Origin of the sequence: Arthrobacter sp. NPDC093128 (assembly GCF_040683875.1) — a bacterium.
GTDB lineage: Bacteria > Actinomycetota > Actinomycetes > Actinomycetales > Micrococcaceae > Arthrobacter.
Window position 1 is genome coordinate 35,382 of the sequence record NZ_JBFBEY010000025.1, and the last position, 22,167, is coordinate 57,548.

Here is a 22,167-nt window from a genome sequence, read left to right on the forward strand (position 1 = left end):
TCAAAGGGATACGGACGACGACGGCGGGACGTTCCGGAGCCAGTTCTCCACCGCCGCGTCCCAGCCGTCCGGGTCGGAATTCCACTCCTGCGTATGCTCCGCGGAAGGGAAAGTGAGCAGCGTAGCCAACTCGGGGCGCCGGCTCACGAACTCGCGCGAAATGGCAAAGGGTGTCGAGCGGTCCCCTTCATTGTGGATGACAAGGATGGGAGCACGCAGTTCATCCGCCCGGGCCAAAAAGTCCAGGGCAGGAAAGTTCAACGGAGCGTCCAAGCCCGTGATCCAGCGCATTCCGGATGAACCCAGCATCCGCAGTCCAAGCCGGGCAACCCAACCGGGAAGCATGCTGGACCGGGCGTTGGCCACCAGGGTGCTGCTCCAGTCGATAACGGGGGCATTGAGCACGAGCCGGGAAATGAGGTGCTGAAACTCCGAAGATGCCGCTAGCTGAAGGGCGATTGAGGCACCGAGGGACCAGCCGAAAAGAACTATCTGGCGTGCGCCCTGGCCCACGGCATACGACACCGCAGCTTCAGCGTCGTGCCATTCGGACTGCCCGAGGTGATACCGCCTGTCCGACGATGCAGGCGCATCCCGGTCGTTCCGGAGTGAAACAACCAGGGATGTGTATCCCAGTCGGTCCGCAACCGGCACGCCGCGGAGTGCGCCGGCTTTCGAACCGCCCAAGCCATGGATATGGATGGCCCAAGTGGAAGTGTCTCCGGGCGGCTGCGTCGGAGTGAACTTCCAGGCGGGCGCCATGCCGTTCTCCACTGGAATCTCGACGTCCGAGTACGGCAGCCCTAACGGTTCCGGCGTCGGATAGACGTATCCACTCCAAATGCCGGCTTTGGCAGTCCTGAGATCGCCAGAGTCAACCCGTTCAACGCGGCGGGATACCGTTCCCGCCGCATCGTCAGAGGACACGATCTCTCCAATGCAGGCATGGCCTGTGCCGTTGGCAAACCAGATGCTGTAACGGCCTAGGGCCGTGGTGCGTGCCGATGCAGCCAACTCGACCATCAGCGTTTCGTCGGCGCCGCGGAACACACGACGGATATGCAGATCTTCCCTCCGCAGAGTCTTGGGCACGACAACTTCCCGTGCGAAGTAGGCCGCTGCAAGGACGGCGGCGACGCCGGCAATGCCACAACCGATGGCCACAGCTGCAGCGACCCTACGCATCGGCGTCGTCCTCGGGAGCTTTCAAGCGTTCGTCGATGGCTTTGCGTAGCCGCAGTAATGTCTCCGGAGAAATCCCCTGCAGTTGTCTTGCAGCGAAATTTCTCACTCGGTTTTCCCGCAACGTGCGCAATAGTTCGAGTTGTGCGTCCACCAAGTCGGGAACCTCGCCGTCGTCGTCCAAAAGGTATCTGGCGTCAACGCCGAAGAATTCGGCGAGGTTCTTCAAAAGCTGCGGATCCGTCGCCATGGAACTGTCGCCAGCACGCATGTAGGCCCAGCGAGAGCGAGACAATGGCGTTCCGCGGTCTGACATGTGCTTGCTTATCTGCGGATACGTCAGGGGCGATGATCCTTGAGCCTCGAAAAGGTCCAGGAGCAGATTCAACTTCCGCGCGAGTTTCGCCTGCGGCGGTTCGGGGATACTACGGTCGCTGTCGGTCAAGGAGTCGAGTCCCCTTTCCGTGACAACCTTGGTCGTCGCTGTCCGGATCCTGCAAACCGGGCTCCGAGATGCTGCTCCGCTTCTCTGAGTACATCCAGATCATCTTGACTCAGTAATTGGGCAAGGTGCGGGTCCACGAACAGTGCGTCCTGGATCTCCACCAACATCCGATGCAGCCGGCGCTTGGGGGCGTCGTGGCGGTCGATCGCAGTTTGAGCCAAGTCCAGTCGGATCTCCGATCGCTCTGCCGTGATTCGTTCCCAGGGCCCCGACAGTCGTCCGACGAGGACAGCTGCGGCCCGGGCATCAGACCTACGCTCCAGCCGACGTGCAACGGGCGGCAAGGCCAGGCCCAGGCAGAGGAAAACCATGGCGCCCACTTCGGCTGCGTCATAGACGTAGGAGAGACGCGTCATGGCCTCAAGCTCCCCCATGAGATGTAGAACGTCCATTCCCAGCACTGCCAGGACCAACACCACAGCCAAAGCGCAGCCCACGCCGATGAACACAAAAGCGACGCGGAAGTACGGTCTTGCCATCTCGCCGCGGAATCTGAAACAAGTAAAGCCGGTGATGGCCACCACCGCGCCGATGTAGAGGAACTGAACACTCGAGTACACGGCCGCCGGCCACTGGCTTCCAAAATCCCTCATGAAGGAAGTCGAAGTCCTCGGAGCATCAACCAGGCTGAAGCTGACAATCAAGGCCACGACGACAATCCCGAGCACGGAAACCCCTGCTCTGTTGTGGATGTCCACCGTCTCGCTGACATCGGCGGCGCGCAGGATCGCACGGGACAGGAAGTAGATACCGACAACCATGAAGATATTGGCTATGAGGTCCAGGAGATTGCGGTTCCCGAGTAGCTGGTCCCCCGCGATGTAGATTCGGTCAACGTTGAGCGTGAGCGCCGTGGCGATGGTTACGGCCGCCACCAGGATGCTCTGGTCTTTGCGGCGCTTCAGATCGGGCAGGAGGCACAACGCCAGACACCAGATCACGGCAGCTGAAATGTCCTGAATCATCCGAAAATCCGTTCAAACGACCGCGGCTCGAGGCTGCTGTCCCGGATTGCAGCGGCAAAGAGATCCGCCAAGGTTTCGGCAGCCGCCTCGATATGGTCCAGAAAGTCACTTCGCCCCAGGATCCGCGACACCTTCTCGCCGGAGAGGTTCGGAAACAACGTCTCCGCATAGTTTGAGGACACCACCAGCTCATCATGGCGGAGCACCATATGGCCCAGTTCGTGAAGGATGAACTGCTGGCGATGCAGTGCCGACGGCGTCGGCGCGTGCAGGATTATCTCCGTGCTGTCCGTGGACAGCCACAAACCGCAGACCGATCCTCCGTTCAGGGACTCGGAAACATCGACCTCAATCCGCCGATGCCGGAGGTTCTCAACAATCGATATCAGCCGTTCCAACGAAAGACGGCTCGGAAGATTGAGTGCGAGGAAGCCTTCTGCAGCGGATCGCGCCGGAGAATATCTGGCGGAAGCTGTGCCGTCCATCGGAACCCCCATCCTGCGGCCGCCGAGCTCTGCCGCTTTGGCCGCCATCTGAACTATCGGTCCGCTCTTCCCTGACCCTTCGAGAATCGCCTCAATTCCATTGAACGCCTTGGCTCTGGACATGTCCAGAGCCGGGCCAACCCCTGGCATTGCGAGCGCGCCGTCCTCCGCCGGTCCAAAGCTCGGAGCGGCACCACCCACCCACAGCCTCACACCTCTGGCATCCAAGGCATTCACCGTGAGCGCGAACTCACGGCAAGTCATGTCGTAACCAGAGCCTTCAAAGATGAACCAACGTGAGCGGAAAGATTTGCGGGGAATGTGGCGAGAGCTTCGCGCCGGCGCGCTCGTCGCAGCGATTCTGTTCCACGCGCTGCGCCAACAGACAACGCGATCGCCGACGACGGTGCGGAGTTACCGTAGCGAGCCCTGCTCCCGCTGCCCCCGTTCGACGCCGTGGTTTCGATACGGAGTTTGGCCCAAGGGAAACCCACCGCGATGCGTTGGTAAGGCTAGCTGCTGATCTGGCCAGCAGCCGACAAGGCCAAGGTTCCCTCCGCCAAAAAATCCGAACTCAAGCCGTAGACATCGACCGCCTCGAAGCCGAGAACGCCGACCAGCGTGACGTCATCAGGACCCTCCGTGCCGACGTCGCACGCCTTCAATCCATCCAGCAGACCGATTCCCACGACCTGGTCCACCTCGCCGGCAGACTCCTTGCTGTCTCCCATGCCACCGGCGGCGAGCTCCACAGCAGCACCAAGGCACTCTTCCGCCGCCGAGGCTGGACGGCCACCAAACGGAACCCAGAAACCCAAAGCCAATGACCATGTCCATCGCCCGGCTCTCCGCTCAGTCGGGCCTGAAGTATCTCTTCAAGACCACCATGATGGACGATCTGACAATCACCCCCGCCGACGCGACCACGTACTACATGAAAGCCGGAACACCGCAGGGCCGCTGGCTCGGGTCCGGCGTGCGAGGCATCAACCGGACCGCCGGAGACGTCGTCACGGAATCGGACGCCAAGGCAATCTTCGATCACGCCACCCACCCGGACTCCGGCGCAACTCTGGGCCGCCCCCACGGCCAACCCACCATAGTGCAAACCAGCCAGGGCCGCACCGAGACGCGGCACGCCGTCGTCGGATTCGACCTGACCTTCAGCGTCCCCAAATCGGTGTCCGTCCTCTGGGCTCTGAGCCCAAGGGGCGTTCAAGACCAGATCCTCCAGACCCATCACCAAGCAGTCAACGCCACCCTGCAATGGCTCGAAACTTACGTCATCCACACAAGAGCCGGCCGCAACGGTGTCGCCCACCTCGGCACGCGCGGAGCTATCGCTGCTGCATTCGACCACTGGGAGTCGCGAGCCGGGGATCCGCAGCTCCATACGCACATGGTTATCGCCAACCGCGTCCAGCGCATCACGGACGGCGCATGGGTCACGCTCGACTCGCGGACTCTGTACAGGGCTGCGGTAGCTGCAAGCGAGCACTACAACGGTCTCCTCTTCGACGCCCTCCTCCGGAACCTCGGCACGGACACGGATGTCCGAGTGCCGGCCGGGAACACCCACAACCCCAGCCAGCAGCTGACCGGCGTTGACGATGCCCTGATCCGCGAATTCTCCAACCGCTCGCGTCTCATCGATCTCGAAACCGACCGGCTCGTCGCCGAATGGACCACAAGTCACGGCACTCCCCCAACCGCGGCAACCACCATCAAGCTCCGACAGCAGGCAACACTGTGCACCCGGACCGCCAAACCGGAAACAGCCATCCCGCTCCACAAGCTCTCCGCCCAGTGGCGCACACGTGCGGCCGCCAAAGGCTTCGAATCCCGAGAAGTGCTCGCCAACACGATTCGACGCTCCCGGACAGCGCCCTTCCGCACGTGCGACTTCACCCCGGACTGGGTGGAGGCGGTGGGCTCCCTGACCCGCGAGCGCGTCGCCACCAAGCGCGCCACCTGGAATCGGTGGAACCTCCTGGCAGAAGCCCAACGTGTCTGCGCCGAAATCCGCTGCCACACACCGGCGGACCGTCACACCATGATCGACATCGTCGCCACCGCTGCTGAAGCACAGTCAGTCCCACTCAATGAGTACCGGTACACGCTCCCGGCAAACGCCCAAGCCGATCTGAGGTTCGCAGACCACAGCATCTTCGACTTCCACGGCTCCCGCCTCTACACGGACGCGTCTACTCTCGCCAACGAGGATGTCGTCCTGGAAGCAAGGAACGACGACGGCGGCCCGGCGGTGGGCGCGGCCGTCGCCATGGAATCGCTGGCCAGCTACAAACACGGTGGTCGGCTCGATCTGCACTCCGACCAACGGGCAGTGGCAGCCAACGTCTTGCTCAGTGGCAACCGGCTGGACGCCGTCGTCGGTCCTGCCGGAACCGGCAAGACGACCACCCTCGGCGCGGTCAAGGCAGCCTGGGAAGCGGAGTTCGGGGCCGGTACCGTGGTCGGTTTGGCGCCAGCGGCCGCGAGCGCCGAGGTCCTTGGGCGGGAGCTTGCACTGACCACGGAGAATGTCGCCAAGTGGCTGTATGAATCTGTCGGTCAGGGCGCCGGCAGCCGGGCTGCACAGTTCTTCGAGACCGAGCAGCGGCTCGCCAATCAGGTGACCGCCGGAGGCTCTCAGGCGACTCGTCTCGCCCAGAAAGCCGCGTGGATTGCTGCCGAACAGGACAGGTGGCGGTTTCATCCCAACCAGCTGGTCGTTGTCGACGAGGCCTCCATGGTGTCCACCGTGCAGCTCTCTGCGCTGGTACAGCAGGCCCGGGATGCCGGGGCCAAGGTGCTCCTGGTGGGAGACCCTGGGCAATTGGACGCGATCGACGCCGGCGGTGTTCTCGGCTGGCTGGACAGGGAAGCTAAAACGGTGCGGCTGAGCACGATCTGGCGGTTCAAGGAGGCGTGGGAGCAAGACGCCTCGCTGAAGCTTCGGGCCGGGGACTTCGGAGCCATTGCTGACTACGACAGCCACGGGCGCATTCAACATGGGGTGCACCTCGACATGGTCGACCAGGCGTACCTCAGATGGCAGGCCGATATACACGCCGGCAAGTCGTCCATTCTCATCACAGCGGACAATGACACGGTTGGCATGCTCAACCAGCGCGCCCAGGCCGATCGCGTGGTCCAGGGCGTCGTGGATGCGGAAGATTCGGTACCGCTCAGCGACGGACTTCATGCCGGCACTGGCGACACGGTCATTGCCCGCCAGAATGACCGGACCATAACCGATAGCAGCGGTGACTTCATCCGGAACGGAACCATGCTCGACGTCGTCCGTACAGGCAGGCGCGACGGCTCACTGACCGCGGTTCGCCGGGACACCGGCGCAACGATTAGCTTGAGCCGTGACTACGTTGAGGCGTCAGTTGAGCTCGGATACGCGACGACGGCACACCGCTCGCAGGGCATCACCGTGGACACCGGCCACACCGTAGTGACACACGGCCGGCTCACCCGTGAGCTGTTGTACGTCAGCATGACGCGGGGACGCGCTGGAAACCACGCGTATGTCAGCGAGAACGATCCCCTGGATGACGAGCTCTTGGATCCCGCTTTGCAAGCCTCTTGGCGCCAGATCCTGGGCGAGGTCCTTGCCGCCGAAGGTGCCGAACGGACGGCTCACGAAGTCCGTGATGCCGAGCAGTCGAAAGCAGACAGCCTGGAACGACTCGGTACTGAGTACGACTACCTCGCACAACTGGCAGCGGCTGAGGATCTGAGGGAGTTCGTTGAGGCGCACTCACCGAGCAGGGTCTCCGAGATTCAGCAATCGCCCTCGTGGGGTGCGGCTGTAGCTGCGTGGCGCAGATCGGTTGGAGTCAGCCGTCCGAGCACGCAACGGGTTGTCGCCTCCGCGCTGGAACCAAGCGCATCCGCTAGGGACACAGCGGCAGTCGTCCACTCCCGGCTCCGGCAGTTCCTGGCTACGATGCCCACGGGCGGAATTGATCCCCTGGCCGAGCGTCTCTGCACTGCTCGTCCCGACCTTGCCAGCATGATCACCCAGGTGCGGGAGCGGATACAGCGCAGGACGGACCACGTCACGAAAGCAGCGATGATGGGCGACGCCGAATGGAAACGGCACCTCCTTGAGGCCTTGGGTCCGTTCGTCACTCAAGAGGAGGCAACTAGTGTGCTTCGCCGAATTGCAATCTATCGGGACCGGTGGGGCGTAGCCGGCTCGCCCCTTCCTCTTGGGCCAGTTCCTGCGGACTATGAGTGGGAGCAAAGGGATCAGCGTGTAAATATCGATCGACTCGTTGAGCAAGCAGGCGTCTCCTCCCCCGGCCATGCGGACTCTCCGACGTGGACTGATGACCCGAAGACGTGGGAAGACCGCCTTATCAAAGTCGGCTGGCAACTCTAAACTGGTCGGGAAGGTAATCCATGGTTGTGAACCCAGTCCAGAGGCCGAAGCTTGCAACGCCTGCTTTGATTCTGAGCAGCGTGGCAATTGCTGCGTGCGTCGTCTATCTCGTCGGGACCGCGGCCGCCAACGGGCCGGATAACCTGTTCCTACTACTCACCGCGGCCATGGCACTCCTCGCGGCGGCAGTCGCCGGGGCGGTCTGGTGGGTGCGAGCACGCCGGCGGCGTTCATGGATGGCTCGTGCTAACGAACAGTGGGATCACTTCAGCGACATGAAGCGAAGCAGTGGCACGACGGCAGAGGTCACTGTTGTGAGCGTTGACGCTCTTGAACCCACAGGTTCTTGGATCACCATCAAGTGGAACCGCTTCGACCACGTTCAGCGCGCATGGATCGAAGCTCTACCGGAGCCAATTTGGCCCGGATCTGTACTGCTTATCTCGCCAGATCCGGCACAGGTCAGGCCTGGCGCACCATGGCCGGCTACTTACTACATACGGGCTTCAGATGCCCTGGCCTGGGCACCGGAAGATGGGGCCTGGTCGAAGTCAAGGCGTGTTCCTCGCGGCCGAGTTGAAAGCCCTCGTCGGCCAAGAACTTCGCGCCCGATGAGCTCAAACTCAAAGCAGTGAGGAACGCCAGCTGTTGTGATGTCTGGTGCGGCGAACCTTGGACGAAGAACTTGCGGTTTAAGGTGATTCTAGGACACTGGCAGTCCCAGCGTCGTGGCGCTCGGGCCTGCAGCGATCAGCCCGATACTCCTCGATTCGCTCCACATCGGACGTATTCTGCTGTTCCAGGTTAGGCACAGGTATGTCGGGCAACCCCCACCCTGCCAGTTGCGGTGTTCCGGCCTCACCGGACATTGGAATGACCCGGATCAGTTGTTCTCCCTGTGGATCGAAGTTCACTACCGTTCCGACGGCCGCACCCTCGGCAAGGGTCTGCACGACGGTCTCCCAATCACGAACTACGGTATCCGGATGATGCACGATCACTGGTCCCAGATTGAATTTGCTTCCCTGAATCTCGATCGGCATGGCTGGATTTCGCATCAGGACCGCGGTGCGCGCCCGCAAGTGACCGGCGAGTTTTTCCGGGGGATCATCGGAAGTCTCCGCAGTGAGAGAGACGCCCGGGGGTAGCCATGTAGACCATCCCTCGACCAGGAGTCTGGCCACTCGGATCATTACTCGATCCCGATTGGTCAATGTCGCAGGCACCACGAAAGTTGCATTGAGTTTCTCCTCAAGCACTAAGAGATCGTCGATCAGCAGCTCAGTCACAGGATCGATCAATCCGGGAGCCTTCTTGTCAGTTGCTGCCCGGAGGAGCCGCTTTCCTTCCCAAAGGATCTGGATCGTTGCTCCTTCCTTGAAGTCCTCGAGGACCCGCGAAGCCTTCTTCACATCCGACACGGCGGCATCGGGGGTAACCAAGCTCACACTGAGATTGCCGGCACTCGGCCCTTCGAAGGGAATCTCGGCGTCAAGCTCAAAGACTCCATAGAAAAGTGCGGTGAAAGCAATGCCCTTCTGGCCTCTGCTCTTCCGAGTCAGGAGGCCTTGGTGGTTTGCCCTAACAAACCCGGCATCATCCAGAAATTCCAGCGTTACGCGAGTGTTGTGATCGGTAGGCATTGGATCTTCAGGAGGAATTTCAATCAACTGGACATCGCCGGCGTCCTCCCGGAACCAGTCAGGTCCGATGGCGGAAAAGTCGCTTACAGCGGCACCCGGAATGGACACTCGCCGACGGGCTCCGTAGTCCAGCACTCCTTGGATGCTTTGACTTAATGACGGATCTTCCGTCGTGACATTGAACCGGAATCCCAACGGCTCCAGCTCGGCGGCGCGGGGATGTTTTGCTCGGATAATCTTGGTGAAACCATGCTCGGAAACGCTGAAGTCCTCGCCCCAGTAGGGACTGCGAGTGTCAGCCAGCTTGTGAAGTGCCCGGACGCGATCTTCTAGGTCATTCGGACCACCTAAGGCAGCCGTCTCCTGTCCAAAGGACTTGAGGGTTTCCACCAGGCTGTCTCTGGTTGCCCAGTCCAGCAGATCCGGGAATCTTGCGAGTTCACTGTCCAGCCGCGCCCTGCCCCAGACGGTCGGGGTTACCTTCTTGCCTTTTCCCAGCCCTGTTACATACTTTCCTTCGGGAATCGTGGGGTTCCCGGGGAACACGAGGGTCCATTTGGGGGGACGGTGGTTTGTCCAGGACGTGTCAAAAGAATCCTTGATTTGGCGGCGTCTGCTATCCCGGAATCCGCCAGAAAATCCCTCCGGAAAATGCTTGAGCTGAAAGATGCGGTCCACTTTGCCGTCGACGTAGACAGCGACATCGATCCCTCCGTCGCCGCCGCGGCCGTCAATTACCTCAACAGTGGAAGCCAGCGAAGGATGATGGTACATACGGGTGAGGAGCGCTTCGACAATCCGATTGAAGCGGTCTTCACCGATGTGTCGCCATTCGATGCTGTCTCGGTTCATGTTTCCTCGCTGCTCCCACTCCTGACAAGCTCAACCGATCCCGGCAGAGATACCAATCCTAGAGAACACCTGGTCTTGCCGGCTCCGTCCTACGACAGCCACCGGACGCGGCGGAATGGGGACATAGTGCTGAACGCTCTCCACAAGGGCAGGCTCGACTGCAGGTCGTTCGCATATGTCCCAAATTCAGGGTTGGCCTCCGAAATTGAAACCTACCGATTGGGCATCCAGGCTAACGACATCGATCTCTTGGTCGTGTCACACGCACACTTGGACCACATGAGCGGCCTTCCTCAGTTGTTTGGCCCGGAAATAACCAGGCCTCGTACCCGGGACGGTTCAACTCAGAAGACCGCCGGACAGTAGACGACACTGGGTCACGGGAAGCCCCCGGGATGGCAGAACTGGTGCAGGGCGGGTGGCGACTCGATCAGCAGCACCGCAGGGAACCTTGGCCGGCGTCCCAGTCCCCCGCGGACTTTGATTATCGCAGGTGAATAGAGCAGCTAGGACGCTTGAAAGTGAATAAGGCAGATCCCTACGTGGCCGCTGATTAGCGCACTTCAAACATCGACTTTCGACTCTTAGCCCCGAAACGGACATTTGCGGCGACAACGTCGCCGGCTTCCGTCACATCGCTAGGTGTCGCTGGATTTGCGTTGCCAACCCGCCAAATTGCTGGGCGGCCGTTGACCCGCGGGGCACCAACCAGCATGCAGGCCAGTGAAAAAATCTTTGGGCCAGACGGGGCGATCAAGAGCCGGTACTTCAGACCTACGGCAAAGTTGAGTGATTCCAAAGCCCCAAACGTCTGCGCCAGTGACCGCACGTCGTAGTGCAATAGCGTGGGCGCGTCCGGACTGGCCAACAGGTTTGAGTGAAGAGCCGACGCCGCCTCTGAAAAACGGTGGTCGATGCTCTCGCTCACGAACGCCCAAGTGCGCGAAGGTTCGACAAGTTCAACGAGGCCAAGTGCCCTGTGTGGCTCCAAGCCCAGGCCCACTATCAAGCCCACAGGTACGGAAGGCGCACGTAATTCACCCACAAAATAATCACTCACTGGCCCGGCACTGAGCGTCCCAACCCGTGCCGCAGCTTCCGAGCTGCTGTCGAACTGCGCCGGGCAATATACAAATTGCACTTGAACGTCGTCCATGGGAAGTTCCCAGAGCCACTCGACGACAGCAGCGAGCACGGGACGAGGCATGCTACTGATGTCAATGCATATTCTGGGACTAGGACAGCTCACGATGAGCTGAGTTGCACGTTGCGTCAATTCGGACGCGCCTACAAGATCCCAGCCTTCCTCCGCGTAGATTGCGCGATTACTAGTGGTCGTCGGATCCGCCGGGCCGCCATACTGTAACGCGATCTTGGCGCGAGCGCTTACTCCAAGGCGACACAGGTAGCTGGACCGACGTTCGTAGCCACAAGAGGCGACGATCAGGTCGAATTCAGCAGAACGATCGAAGCTCACATCAACAGGCCTCATCCGAACTCCAACTCCAACATGTCCGAATCAGCCCCACCAAAGAGCGTCGGCTCCATTGATCTAAATATGGTGGTGATCTTCACGTCTTTTCCCAGACGGAGCGGGAACTCCTTTCCATCACGGATCGCAAGGAGGTAAGCCAAACGGAATCTCTGGCCGCGGAAGTCGGACAAAACTGCAGGGCTGCGCCTGTCGCGGACGTGGACAAAGGCGCCACCGTACAAGCCAAGAACGAGAGCATCGATAACCGCCGTGGGCGTCTTACCATCGACCGTGAAACAGTTTTGGGGATCCGGCGTGAAGGCTGAAGTATTTTGCCGATTCAAATACGTTGCGATTCCATCCACAAGTTCCGTGACGGGAAAGGCACGGGACGCCGCCTGAGGCTGCGGCAAAACCCTAAGCAGCGATTCAAATCTATTGGCTAGATCAACAAGCGCGTCATACTGGAACCCAGGGCTTATCGTTTGATTCCTTGGATCATAGAAATTCAGCATCTGGGAAAAGGCTGTTTTAATCCATCGCGGGTTTCCCTCCAAAAGCGTCGTGACAGCACGAGCGCCGGTAAACGGTTCAATTGATTTTTTGCGAGAACGCCGCACAGGTCGCCCATCCCGAAACGAGAGAATTGCGTCACGAAAGACAACCAGCGGAAATATCTTACGTACGGTCGCTGAACGCCGATTGTAAGACAACATTTCCAAAGAGCCAAGATCAATAAACTTGCCCTTAAGCCATCGCGCAAGGTCCCCGTCCTGGGACTGCGCCCGTCGCAGAACCCGGACCATTTCCTGCTCCGACGAGCGGGCTCCTGCGTCCTCAACGCCACTGGATGTACCCAAAGCTCGAGCCATCGGTGCATAAGCGAAGTTTCTCGAGCGCAGGCTCTCCTTCCAGAGGCCGTTTGTGAAGGTCTGTATTTCCCGCCGAGACTGACCCGACAAGTAGATTGTCTGGAAGTCATGACCAGGAATGGGCGCACCGCCTGCTCCATACGAATGCATGTATCGGTCAAATGGGCTCATTGAGACTTTGAGGATAAGTTCCTTAGCCCCGCCTCGGACAAACGCAGTCACCTCAGAATGAATCTCCTCGGGCGCCAACTCCATTTCATCTAGGAGTAGTGCCCACCGGTGATGAGGGGTTTTTGCAATCCGATTAAATGCGCGAACACCGAAGTTCAACAGCGAGATACTACCGCCGCCTCCGAGAACACCCGTATGGCTGCCTTCCTTCTGGGAAAGTCCCATTAAGTAAATGTCCAGCGCTTCCTGAAGGCCTAGAAACCCCGGGTTGGCATCTTCCAGTCCCCAGGCTTTGGCGCATTGTGCAGCTAGGGAGACCTCCTGCTCATGGGCCAGAGTGACGGGAAGGTGAACTTCATTTCCTGAAGAATCAGCAGTGGAGATCCTGTACATCATCGTTTCGACGAAGGCATAAAGCATCTGGGCCGTAAACGCCGCTCGAGCGGTCGCGGGGCTAGTTTGGCTTGCCCATAGTTGATCCGCCGGCAGAAAAATCGAAGAATAGTTGATCCGCCCTCGAAGGTTCGCCGCGTCGGCACCGTGCCAAGCCATGAGACTTTCGCCGCCCAACATTCGGAGAAGAGTAGTTTTGCCACTTCCACGCGGACCGATCACGTAACAGTGATCAGCACTTGCAATTGCAGAAAAACTTGATGGGACAACAAAAGATCCTGCGATTTCACGTGGAGAGAGTTTCTTGGCATTGAATGTGTCGAATGCCCAAGTACCTTCATTTGAGCTCATGAAGTGGACCTAATTACTTGTCGCAACCGGTTCTGCCTATCCCGCATGAAACCAAATCCTTTCATCTCGAGGTCCCCTTCGAGGAATTCCAGATCCTTCGGCAGCATATAGGGTAACTGCGGCACAACGCCCTTGAGCGCTGCGTACTCAATGAACTGGAGTTTGTTATCGTCCATGTGCGCCAGAATTTGCTGACTCACCAAACGGAAGTCATCGGAGCACCCAAACCCGCTAGTGGATGGGAGACCTGCACCTCGGCGTTCAGAGGCATGCCATCCGTCTCCGTATCCCCACGTGTAACTTTCCACCGAACCGCGGACGCTCCCTGGAAAGGACGTATCTTCGTCCGTGGCATCGACGATGTGGAATTGGTTCCTAGCGATGGTGTCAACTGGTGACCAGAGTTTTGCGCCGAGACTTGCCGCGCACAAAACGAGGGGCCCGTTGCTGGTGGTGGTGATGGCATTGACTAGTTGAGGTATGTGCCGATGTCCATGAATCAGAATCCAGCGACCCGCTCGTGGATGTCGGCTGAGCAGGTCCAAGAGGTCGGCACCTCTATTCATCGCACCGTATTCATCCTGGAGGTATGACTTGTGCTGATGCTCTTGCGGATGGTGGTGTACCACCACGAAATTTAATTTGGGATCGGCGGCGCGAATATACTCATCGAGCTCATTTTCCATTGCTTCAGGAAAACTTCCCCGGTCGATCGCCCGCATGTAGTCGTGCCAATCCGCGTCTCCCACGACGGCCCATGTGGGAAACGGCGGGAATGCGCAGGTGGAATCGATCATGAGAATGCGATGATCGTCGCTCTCACATACAGCCCAGCCTTTGTCCCAAAAAGTCGCATCAATTGTTGCGTCACCGGTCGGGAAAGTCGGCAATAACTTCTTGAGCATCGCCCGGGGATCTGCCGACGAGGAGTGCGTCACCACGTCGTGATTGCCGGGGACCGCGATCATTTCCGCTCCCAGATTTTCGGCGATCTCATGAACCTTTCGCCATCCATATGCCAGTCCCCCGGCATCAGCTTGATTTGCAATGTCACCGGGGACAACCAAATAGTCAGCTTCTAAGCCTTCATCGCCGATAAGGTGGACCAAGTCGCTGAGAGGCTGCAGTCCGCGGGCGAGTGCAGACGGTCCCGCTAGAACGTGGGTTGCTCTGGCGTCGCTAGTTCCGGCGTGGATGTCTGAAACGATGGCGATCCGCAACATGCTCAAAGCTGGCCTCCGACCAACAAAGAGCCACTCAGTATCAGCAGCTCATTACTCTTGCCTCGTTTGTCGGCTTTGGCAGCCATGCTGGAATACCTCGATGCAGTGCGAAACTCGTATCCCTCGTAGAGTTCGCGAACACTCGGGTGATCGGCGTTGGATTGAATAACGAAAACACCTCGCGAGTCTAGTTCCCGGAAAACGGATGCCAACCGCCTTTGGTCATCCCAACTAAAGATCTTGGCATTGTAGTCAACAAAACCGTTAGAACGGTGGCCCGAGACGTAGGGCGGATCCAAATAGACCAAATCACCGGCGCCGCAGGTCGATAGCGCGACTTCAAAATCACAAACTTTCAGTTGAACCCCTGCCGTCAGCCGGTTTGCGACTGCCAACAACTGGCTCGCATCGGCCACGTTCGGACTCTTCGGGCGTCCATACGGGACATTGAACTTTCCGGATTGGTTCTCCCGATAGAGTCCGTTGAAGCAGAGTTTGTTCAGATAGATGAACCGGGCCGCCGCTCGAATCGGGTCGTCGCTAAAGTCGGCAGCACGCACTGAATAATATGTATCGGCATCGGTTTTCCACCCGCTGGCAAGCGTCGCGACCGTCTCCGGCTCGTCGCGCACGGTCTCATAACAACTGATGAGAGGCGCAATAGCATCGGACAGATTTGCGCTATGCCCGTCGGCCACTTGGAAAAATACCGCTCCTGATCCGAGGAATGGCTCGTAATAAGTGCCAAAGTCCGAAGGAATCATTTCTCGAAGTGAAGGCAAGAGCCACCTTTTTGAACCTGCCCACCGCAAGAAAGGAGTTGCGATGTCGGAATTTGGTTCCTCGACCACACACCACCCCTGTCCCGCGACTACCGACGCATAAATCGCGCAGGGCAGTATTTCATTTCGACTGCCAATAAGTCTACAGTGTCGTCGAGTCTCTACATGCAGTCTTCCCGGCTCGGTCTCAATCCTTGTGTCACAAATTATTGAGGGCTATGTCACGGGATTCGTATGCGGCTGGTGCGTCACCCAAGTCCTGGAGCTGTCGGACTCCAACTGGCTGGCAGCGGGCGACAGGGCGTCGGAGTTGACTGCGGATCGCGTTCGACACGGCGGCGGCCCAGCTGCGGAACCCACTGCCGCCATTACGACCGCCTCAGTCAGAGGAGTGCCAGGATGCTGACACCTACCGGGCCAAGCCAAGCGGCAATATTTCCTATGGCCGAAGCTACCGCGCTGCCGGCTGTCGCGAGTTCCCCAGCTTCTTTGATCGTCGCTGTGAAGCCTCTCAGATGTTCGGCGGCTTTTTTCTTATCCGGGGATGCTGCCGACAGGGCAGCTTGTACGGACTTGAGTTGTTCCTGAGCGTATGTGCGTTCCGAGGCAGTCAGCCGCAATTCTTCGATCGCGGACCGCAACTGATCAAGGTTTGCCTGCAAAGCCGGAGGCACGCTGTTGTTGCCTGAGGCGTAAATATTTCCCGTTCCCATCACGGCGTAATTCGTTCCGGTTACGACATTCTGCATGCCATTCCCGTACAGAACGTTGCCTGTGATTCCCTTTTTCTTGTGATCCTTGCTCATCGGTTTCTTCCTCCATACCGTAGCGCGCGTCGCCGGCGTTCCATGGCCTTCTCTCGGGACTCTGCTACGTTTCCCACGACTACCCCCGTCGCGTAAATCACCGCCCCGACAAAGAAAGTGACAGCCCCCAAAACCCACAGAGGAACCTGTCCGAACAGAAGCGGAATGGCCGCCTCTCCTGCGTAGCTGCAGCCAGGACCCCGGCAGTTGCTGGATGCAATAAATGCCACAACAAATGAGTAGCCGCCGATGCCCATGCCCACAAGGACGAGAATCAAGCCGGTAACTGTCAGTGCCCCGGCAAGTCCGCCCCGGCGAATGGCGATCGATTCAGGGTATTCGAAGTCAAAGTGGCTGCTGTTGTCATTGAAGTGCTGCCTGCGGGCGACGTAGCTGTCCCGGTTTGCGTAGTGGCGGCTGTGGTCCGCATGAATCGAGCCTTGACCCTTGATCGCGTAATTGTCTCCGTCCACGACGTTCTGCATCCCGTCGTCGCCTGCCAGCACGTTTCCTTTGATATTGCGGAACGACTGTGACGTTTTGTTCTCAGGCGGATTGGCCCGAGGCAGAACGGCTGTGGATGGGGTGGCACTGTCCACATGGACCAGGCGCACTTTTGCCTTCCCCATGGCTAGGATGTCCCCGGACTTCAACACGCAGGCGCCGCTGATTTTCCTGCCCCCAACGGTCGTGCCATTCGTTGACCCTTGATCGGTGAGCAGCGCGAATTCTCCCCGTGTGTCCAGGACGGCATGGTTACGGCTTACTCCTGGAGACGTCAACCGAAGGCTGGACTCGGGTGCCCGGCCGATAGACATGACCCGTTCCGTCACAGGAACAATGACCTCATTGTCGTCCCCGTCAGAGACGATCAGCACCCAATTTCTGTGACCCGTCACAGCAGCCTCCAGGTTCGGTCGAACCGCTACCGCCCCATTGCGTCACTCTACTCTTGGCCGTCAGCTTCGAATAGTCCCTGTCCCAAAGGGGTCTAGGGGATGGGCAAGCACACCCAAATCCGGGAATTCATGCTCCCATAAATCACAAAGCCAAGTAGTCACCTCAGTAGGTGAATATGGGATCTGAATCATAGGCAGTTCCACCTGAGAAATCATTGCGGCCAATGCGTCAGTGGAGCAGCTTCAACTCACCCGCTCCGAACGGAAGCCATGTCGCCGCCGCGTTGCTCCATTGGTGTTTGCCGTTCAATCACAGATAACCCGCTACCAACTGCCGACAGAACCCGCAGATGTGTCCGTCCCAGTTGCAATATGGGTAGTCATTGCGGGCTGTGGGCCAAGAACCGCGGCGTAGCCCCCAACAGTGTGAATGACCCATGAACAGCGTTCATTGAACGATTCGTACCGAAGCCAACAGGCAGCGTGCTCGCTGCTGTAGTGCTTCCGACAAAGGTCGCTGTAGTGCAAACCAACGGATTTGGAGGGTGCCAGTTTTTGGTTGGGCACCCTGTCGTATGGTGACTAGACGACCACCGAAAAGCCTGACCATCCCGGCCAGCACGGCCCAGCGAATACATTGGCTTCCCTTGCCCGAGAGAACCAGAAGGGCCGGCGGACATTCGTCGGCTTTCGCCACGACACGTCATTGGCCGCCGTGACTGTAGTCAGCGAACCGCAAGGATCTCCCGGATGTCCGGCTCGGTCCACGAGCCCGGCCCAGACGAGGACATCGCCCCGACTTCCTGGCGGCTCAGCAGGACGTGGTCGGCCATTAGCTAAGTGCCCCGCTTCCGCGGAGGACAGCGGCAACCCTGCCGCACTGCTCCGGCGAGAGCTCGGACAGATCGTCCGCTACGCGCTCGGCGACCCAAAGCAATCTGATTTTCGCCACGAGGAAAGCGGGTTGGTGTTCACCAACCCGCTTAGGCGACCTCAAGCCCGTAATGCGAACGACCTCTAGAGCTTTCAGAAACTCATTTCATTCCCCGCCACGCCCCCGAAAGGGGGCACCACCACCGGGGTCTTGGAGGTTACGTTGTAGGCGGGCGCAGCAGCCTCTGCCGCGACCGGCGCGTCAAGGTGCGCACGCACGTCAGCATCCGGTCCCGCAACTGGCGCGTGCGACATGCGCTGGTACACCGCGGTCCCGAAGCGGAGATCCGGTCCGATGGTGTCAGCGACAATGCGTCGGGCTTCGCGGCGTTCGCCGTCCTTCTCGTACGAGCGGAATTCCAGCTCGCCCGCCACGGTGACCGGGTCGCCCTTCCGAAGTGAAGTCGCCGAGTTCTCGGCCAACGCACGGAATGCAGAGACATTGTGGAAGACGGGTTCTCCGTCCTGCCAGGTGCCGTCCGCGCCCTGGATTCGCTGATTAACGGCGACCCGGAGCTTAGCGTGAGCCACTCCGCTTTCGCCTACGCTGAGTTCGGGATCGGCAACCAGGTTGCCTGCGATGGTGATCGGGATTTTCGTGCCCATGGTTCTTGTCCTTTCCAAAGCCGGCGGGACTCTCCCGCCGGACAACTTGTTGGCCACTCGGGCTCACGGCCCGGCCATTGCTGGTCCGTCAACCGACCGCAAAGGTTGTCCCACGGCCGCGTAGGACGCTGCCGGGCTCAATCCTGGGTCCGCGTCAATAGCGGTGATCTTGCCGCCGAATCCCGGCGGGTTGGTGATTTCGAGAATTCCTTTGCTGGCAGCAGTGACCCGCCCTAGCACTGACTTCGCAATATCCGCACGGGACACTGGGTGCCTAAGGCCGGCGTCGTGGGCCTTCGCGTCCTGCTCCGTCTCGATGACGGCGTCAGCCCAACCGGCGAGATAGGTCGCGGATTGAGGTCCGCGGTCGATCCCGTGGGCCTTCAGCACCGTGTAAGCCACGGATTCGGCTTCCACCTCAGCCAGTCCGCGATGATCTGCACTGCTGCCATACAGCCGGCCGACCGCATCGTCGGGACCATGAAGCAGCACATGTCCGAGTTCGTGTGCAAGGACAGCTGCACGCTCTTCTGGGCTTAGCCAGGCGCCGACCTGTACCCGGCGGTGGGTGAAATCCGTGAAACCGCTCGTCAGCCCATACTGGGCGTCTGTCACCTCGACGTTGAAGCCATGGCTGCCCGCCACCGTTGCGAGAGATCCCCACAGCTCAGCTTCGTCCAGCACAGAGTCGGCACCGCCCCGGGGAACCAGCAGCGGTGTGCCCTGCGTTTGTGAGACGTCGAAGACTGCCTGGCCGCGCCAGCCCGTGATGACCGTCTTCTTTCCATCGTCGACGGCGCCATGGGGCACACGCTCACCCGCAGGGATCCGTTGCCGGGTACCGTCAGGAAGAGTGACCTGCTGGAGTCGGGCTGTGCGGGGAGCTATCACCCAGAGTGCATGCTCACCTCTCAGCACCGTACGGTCGTGGCGGGCCCATTCCTTGTACCCGGCCACCAGGGTGGGGTCGTCGGTACCGCGCTGGGCCATCTGCATCTTGAGTAGGGCAACGTTGCCGCCCGAGTAACGCCACAACGTTGCCGAGGCATCCAACAGCATCTGCCACTGCGACGGAGATTCAACTGCCCTTTCCAGGATCCGGTGGAGGCCATCCGTCAAGGCAGCGATACGCTCCTCGGGCGTCATGCGGGACCTGCCCGATTCATTCAGGCCAAGCGCAGCATCTGCTGCCACCGCACTTGATACGTCTTCAGATTCAGGGGCCACGACAGCCGCCCTTCATGCTTCTTGGAATCCGGCCGGGACCACCCCGCGGATACTTGTTCATGACCTGAGGCGGGATAACAGCATGACTTCAGAATTCGTCCCCAAGCTGGTGGGAAGCCGCCTGCCACTCAACGAAGCCCGCCAGGTCGAGCCGGAGGGTTCTCACTGCGGACTCCTTGTGCGCCTGTAGGCCGACACACCCGGCAGTCCGGGTATGGATCCGCAGACGCTCGACGGCGTGCGGCAGCCGTTCGTGAAACGCCAGCGGCCCGAACCCGGAATCGTCGCTGGCGTAGGAGGCCAGTTCCGCCCGCTGCAGAGCGTAGAGCTCGGCCACGATCTCGGAATGACGCCACCAGCAGTCCGGAACCACCGACGTCGTCAGCTGATACGTGGCAACAAGCCAGCGAACCCAGGCCGCCAAAGAACGCCACACGCTTCCGGCTTGCTCAGCTGTCATTTCCCGCCAACGGTATGTCACGCCGGATGGCCGCCCCGGCGGCCGAAATGCAGAGCGGAAGAGCTCCGCCGTCAGCTCATCGTCGTCTGCCCCGGCTGACGGGATCTCAAAGCGTTCAACGTCGTCATGGCTGGCCATCGGCCGGCTCCTCAGTTGCTGCCTGTCGCAGACGGTGCCCATCAGCCAAGGTCCGTTCAAGCTCCAGCTTTGACCGACCGAGCTCGGCCGCGTCTTTGCGTTTGTGCCATTCGCGCAAGTCCAAGAGGATAGGCCGGGTTCGGCGTCCCAGCATCAGGGCCGTGCCTGCGGGCAAGCGCCTGATCTCATGGAGCGGCAGGACCGGACTCTCCCTGATCTGTTCGCCGTCCTGCCGGCCCTGTGCAGACCAGGACCGGGTGTTCAGGGTCAGGCTCCGCTCCCCCAGTAGCCCAGCCAGCGAGCGTAGGTCACGTTCGTCAGAGCCGCCGCCGAAGATCACCTTGATGATGGCCGAGTCCCAGATGGTAGCGGCCTCATCGATGGACCAACCTGTGCGGGCTTGGGACAGGGATTGGAGAACAACCAGAGTGGAGATTCCGATGCCCCCGCCGTCAGAGAGGGCGATGGGCAGGCCCGGCCATGGGGCCAGATTGGCAATCTCGTCCAGGACGAGGGACAGCGGCGGATCCAGCCTTCCTCCCGGAGCGACAAATGCCATTTCGCGCGCGGCGTTGTCGATGTCGTCGATCAGCGCCGACAGATATGGCCCTGCCGCAGCAGCTCCTGCACGGGTGCCGATCAGGTACAGGGTCCCGCAGTCCCGGATGAAGCTCTTTGGGTCAAATTCCTCAGACTCGTCCCGGGGATCCAAGGCGGCGAGCACCTTGGGTGACGACAGTGGTGCAACAGCAGCCGACACACCAATCCAGGAGTTGGACGTGTTCCGCGGGTCATCCTCGAGGATGCCCATCAGATCGGCCTGCCATCCCAGCGCCGCCTCCGGTTGGCTCAGGACCTCCAACGCCTCGCGTGCCAAGACCGGGCTCGAGGACCAGCGCCGAAATGCGCGAACGCCCTCGCCGGACAGGGCCGCAGCATGAAGGAGGCATTGGAGGATGATCAGCGAGCGCTTTTGCCATGCAGCGTTCTCTCCCTTCATCTCCGTGTCCGCGGTGATAACGAGAGCGCGGCGCGTGGCGATATCCGGGTCCTCGCAGCCGCGGACGGGAGACCAGCGAAGTGTCGAGGGCAGTCCGGACATGCCTTGTGGGTCGAACACCGTGACCGTCCTGCCGCGTGTAGCGCGGGCCTTCATAGTGACCACCAAGTTGTCTGCACGGGTGGACGTCGTGACAACAGCGCCCGGTGCATCGAGGATGGCATTGATGACCACGTAGAGGCCCTTACCGGATCGTGGAGCACCCTGGATGACCATCGATTCCTCCGTGGAGACGTGAATCGTGACACCGCGGGAACGGCCCAATGTCCAGGCCACGTCCTGGATCCGCGGTTTGGCGAGGCCTGGTCGCGTGAACTTGCCGCGCTTCAGGACGGCCCTCGCTCCGAAATCTTGGAGGATCTCGGTACGGCGTGCGATGCCCTCGCGGTTAAGGATGTCCTGGCGCAGCCATGAGCCCGATTGTTTCCACCTCCGCAAGGCTAAGACAGACCCGACGGCGAGCGCAGCCGCCAGAAGGAGGACCGGGCCTACGATCCACCAGATACTGCCGGTCCCGACGTCGCATCCCTGCGGTACGCGGACGATCCAGTCGATCCGGCCGGTGAGAAGTCCGACGGCGGCGGCCGGGTTGAACGGCGACGGCAGACTGCCGCCGCAGCGCCAGATCACCAAGACGTTAGCTGCCCCTTGGACCAGGAAACACAGGCAGACATAACCGGCCACGGCCATAAGCCCGGCCGTGGCCAACGGGCTATCGGTGCCTCGCCGCGAGCTCATCTGTGG

Annotated in this window: 18 protein-coding genes; 2 read left to right on the forward strand and 16 right to left on the reverse strand. The window is 60.3% G+C overall.

Features of this window, described 5'->3' with window-relative positions; genetic code table 11:
* The 5 genes from AB0N24_RS22940 to AB0N24_RS22960 form a co-directional block, all read right to left on the reverse strand.
* Positions 1 to 1,185, reverse strand: coding sequence for an alpha/beta fold hydrolase (locus AB0N24_RS22940; protein ID WP_364129514.1), 1,185 nt, complete (start codon positions 1,183 to 1,185; stop codon positions 1 to 3).
* Positions 1,178 to 1,627, reverse strand: a complete 450-nt coding sequence (locus tag AB0N24_RS22945) for a hypothetical protein (RefSeq protein WP_364129516.1) — start codon at positions 1,625 to 1,627, stop codon at positions 1,178 to 1,180. The genes AB0N24_RS22940 and AB0N24_RS22945 overlap by 8 nt, the downstream gene beginning before the upstream one ends.
* Positions 1,624 to 2,652 carry a hypothetical protein gene (locus tag AB0N24_RS22950; protein ID WP_364129519.1) on the reverse strand — a complete coding sequence of 343 codons (1,029 nt, stop codon included), beginning with the start codon at positions 2,650 to 2,652 and terminating at the stop codon, positions 1,624 to 1,626. Before AB0N24_RS22950 ends, AB0N24_RS22945 begins: the two co-directional genes overlap by 4 nt.
* Positions 2,649 to 3,260, reverse strand: a complete 612-nt coding sequence (locus tag AB0N24_RS22955; protein ID WP_364129521.1) for a hypothetical protein — start codon at positions 3,258 to 3,260, stop codon at positions 2,649 to 2,651. Before AB0N24_RS22955 ends, AB0N24_RS22950 begins: the two co-directional genes overlap by 4 nt.
* Before the next feature lie 389 nt (positions 3,261 to 3,649).
* On the reverse strand, positions 3,650 to 3,961 hold the full coding sequence (locus tag AB0N24_RS22960; protein ID WP_364129524.1) for a hypothetical protein: 312 nt from the start codon (positions 3,959 to 3,961) through the stop codon (positions 3,650 to 3,652).
* On the opposite strand from AB0N24_RS22960, the gene mobF reads away from it, so the two are divergent.
* Positions 3,961 to 7,533, forward strand: coding sequence for a MobF family relaxase (gene mobF / locus AB0N24_RS22965; protein ID WP_364129527.1), 3,573 nt, complete (start codon positions 3,961 to 3,963; stop codon positions 7,531 to 7,533). The two genes, AB0N24_RS22960 and mobF, sit on opposite strands and share 1 nt — an antisense overlap.
* A 692-nt stretch (positions 7,534 to 8,225) precedes the next feature.
* Here the strand turns inward: mobF and AB0N24_RS22970 are convergent.
* On the reverse strand, positions 8,226 to 10,028 hold the full coding sequence (locus AB0N24_RS22970) for a hypothetical protein (RefSeq protein ID WP_364129584.1): 1,803 nt from the start codon (positions 10,026 to 10,028) through the stop codon (positions 8,226 to 8,228).
* On the opposite strand from AB0N24_RS22970, the gene AB0N24_RS22975 reads away from it, so the two are divergent.
* A complete protein-coding gene (locus tag AB0N24_RS22975; protein ID WP_364129574.1) occupies positions 9,942 to 10,394 on the forward strand; it encodes an MBL fold metallo-hydrolase in 453 nt (150 codons plus the stop codon). The two genes, AB0N24_RS22970 and AB0N24_RS22975, sit on opposite strands and share 87 nt — an antisense overlap.
* A 187-nt stretch (positions 10,395 to 10,581) precedes the next feature.
* On the opposite strand, the gene AB0N24_RS22980 is transcribed toward AB0N24_RS22975, so the two are convergent.
* The 10 genes from AB0N24_RS22980 to AB0N24_RS23025 all read right to left on the reverse strand — a co-directional run bounded on the left by AB0N24_RS22980 (position 10,582) and on the right by AB0N24_RS23025 (position 22,161).
* A complete protein-coding gene (locus AB0N24_RS22980) occupies positions 10,582 to 11,184 on the reverse strand; it encodes a hypothetical protein (protein ID WP_364129530.1) in 603 nt (200 codons plus the stop codon).
* A gap of 332 nt (positions 11,185 to 11,516) precedes the next feature.
* Positions 11,517 to 13,289: a hypothetical protein gene (locus AB0N24_RS22985; RefSeq protein ID WP_364129532.1), complete on the reverse strand. Its 1,773-nt coding sequence runs from the start codon at positions 13,287 to 13,289 to the stop codon at positions 11,517 to 11,519.
* Positions 13,286 to 14,512, reverse strand: coding sequence for a metallophosphoesterase (locus AB0N24_RS22990; protein WP_364129576.1), 1,227 nt, complete (start codon positions 14,510 to 14,512; stop codon positions 13,286 to 13,288). Before AB0N24_RS22990 ends, AB0N24_RS22985 begins: the two co-directional genes overlap by 4 nt.
* A gap of 2 nt (positions 14,513 to 14,514) precedes the next feature.
* Entirely contained in the window at positions 14,515 to 15,363 is an 849-nt protein-coding gene (locus AB0N24_RS22995; protein WP_364129535.1) for a Dam family site-specific DNA-(adenine-N6)-methyltransferase, read from the reverse strand.
* Positions 15,364 to 15,677: 314 nt separating this feature from the next.
* A complete protein-coding gene (locus tag AB0N24_RS23000) occupies positions 15,678 to 16,100 on the reverse strand; it encodes a hypothetical protein (RefSeq protein ID WP_364129537.1) in 423 nt (140 codons plus the stop codon).
* The gene (locus AB0N24_RS23005) at positions 16,097 to 16,978 is read right to left on the reverse strand and encodes an FHA domain-containing protein (protein WP_364129540.1); all 882 of its coding nucleotides are present in this window, start codon (positions 16,976 to 16,978) and stop codon (positions 16,097 to 16,099) included. Before AB0N24_RS23005 ends, AB0N24_RS23000 begins: the two co-directional genes overlap by 4 nt.
* Positions 16,979 to 18,025: 1,047 nt before the next feature.
* On the reverse strand, positions 18,026 to 18,538 hold the full coding sequence (locus AB0N24_RS23010; RefSeq protein ID WP_364129543.1) for a single-stranded DNA-binding protein: 513 nt from the start codon (positions 18,536 to 18,538) through the stop codon (positions 18,026 to 18,028).
* A 63-nt stretch (positions 18,539 to 18,601) separates the two neighbouring features.
* A complete protein-coding gene (locus AB0N24_RS23015) occupies positions 18,602 to 19,765 on the reverse strand; it encodes an ImmA/IrrE family metallo-endopeptidase (protein WP_364129545.1) in 1,164 nt (387 codons plus the stop codon).
* Between the two features lie 88 nt (positions 19,766 to 19,853).
* Entirely contained in the window at positions 19,854 to 20,225 is a 372-nt protein-coding gene (locus AB0N24_RS23020; protein WP_364129548.1) for a hypothetical protein, read from the reverse strand.
* A gap of 124 nt (positions 20,226 to 20,349) precedes the next feature.
* Positions 20,350 to 22,161 carry a TraM recognition domain-containing protein gene (locus AB0N24_RS23025; protein ID WP_364129550.1) on the reverse strand — a complete coding sequence of 604 codons (1,812 nt, stop codon included), beginning with the start codon at positions 22,159 to 22,161 and terminating at the stop codon, positions 20,350 to 20,352.
* Positions 22,162 to 22,167 lie beyond the last annotated feature (6 nt).

Bases quoted from the DNA above. Each gene is read 5' to 3' on its own strand.
- AB0N24_RS22955 (WP_364129521.1), bottom strand. From the start codon at position 3,260: ATGTCCAGAGCCAAGGCGTTCAATGGAATTGAGGCGATTCTCGAAGGG.
- AB0N24_RS23025 (WP_364129550.1), bottom strand. From the start codon at position 22,161: ATGAGCTCGCGGCGAGGCACCGATAGCCCGTTGGCCACGGCCGGGCTT.
- AB0N24_RS23020 (WP_364129548.1), bottom strand. From the start codon at position 20,225: ATGACAGCTGAGCAAGCCGGAAGCGTGTGGCGTTCTTTGGCGGCCTGG.
- AB0N24_RS22990 (WP_364129576.1), bottom strand. From the start codon at position 14,512: ATGTTGCGGATCGCCATCGTTTCAGACATCCACGCCGGAACTAGCGAC.
- AB0N24_RS22950 (WP_364129519.1), bottom strand. From the start codon at position 2,652: ATGATTCAGGACATTTCAGCTGCCGTGATCTGGTGTCTGGCGTTGTGC.
- AB0N24_RS22985 (WP_364129532.1), bottom strand. From the start codon at position 13,289: ATGAGCTCAAATGAAGGTACTTGGGCATTCGACACATTCAATGCCAAG.
- AB0N24_RS23000 (WP_364129537.1), bottom strand. From the start codon at position 16,100: ATGAGCAAGGATCACAAGAAAAAGGGAATCACAGGCAACGTTCTGTAC.
- mobF (WP_364129527.1), top strand. From the start codon at position 3,961: ATGACCATGTCCATCGCCCGGCTCTCCGCTCAGTCGGGCCTGAAGTAT.
- AB0N24_RS22970 (WP_364129584.1), bottom strand. From the start codon at position 10,028: ATGAACCGAGACAGCATCGAATGGCGACACATCGGTGAAGACCGCTTC.
- AB0N24_RS22940 (WP_364129514.1), bottom strand. From the start codon at position 1,185: ATGCGTAGGGTCGCTGCAGCTGTGGCCATCGGTTGTGGCATTGCCGGC.
- AB0N24_RS22975 (WP_364129574.1), top strand. From the start codon at position 9,942: ATGGTACATACGGGTGAGGAGCGCTTCGACAATCCGATTGAAGCGGTC.
- AB0N24_RS23010 (WP_364129543.1), bottom strand. From the start codon at position 18,538: ATGGGCACGAAAATCCCGATCACCATCGCAGGCAACCTGGTTGCCGAT.
- AB0N24_RS22980 (WP_364129530.1), bottom strand. From the start codon at position 11,184: ATGGACGACGTTCAAGTGCAATTTGTATATTGCCCGGCGCAGTTCGAC.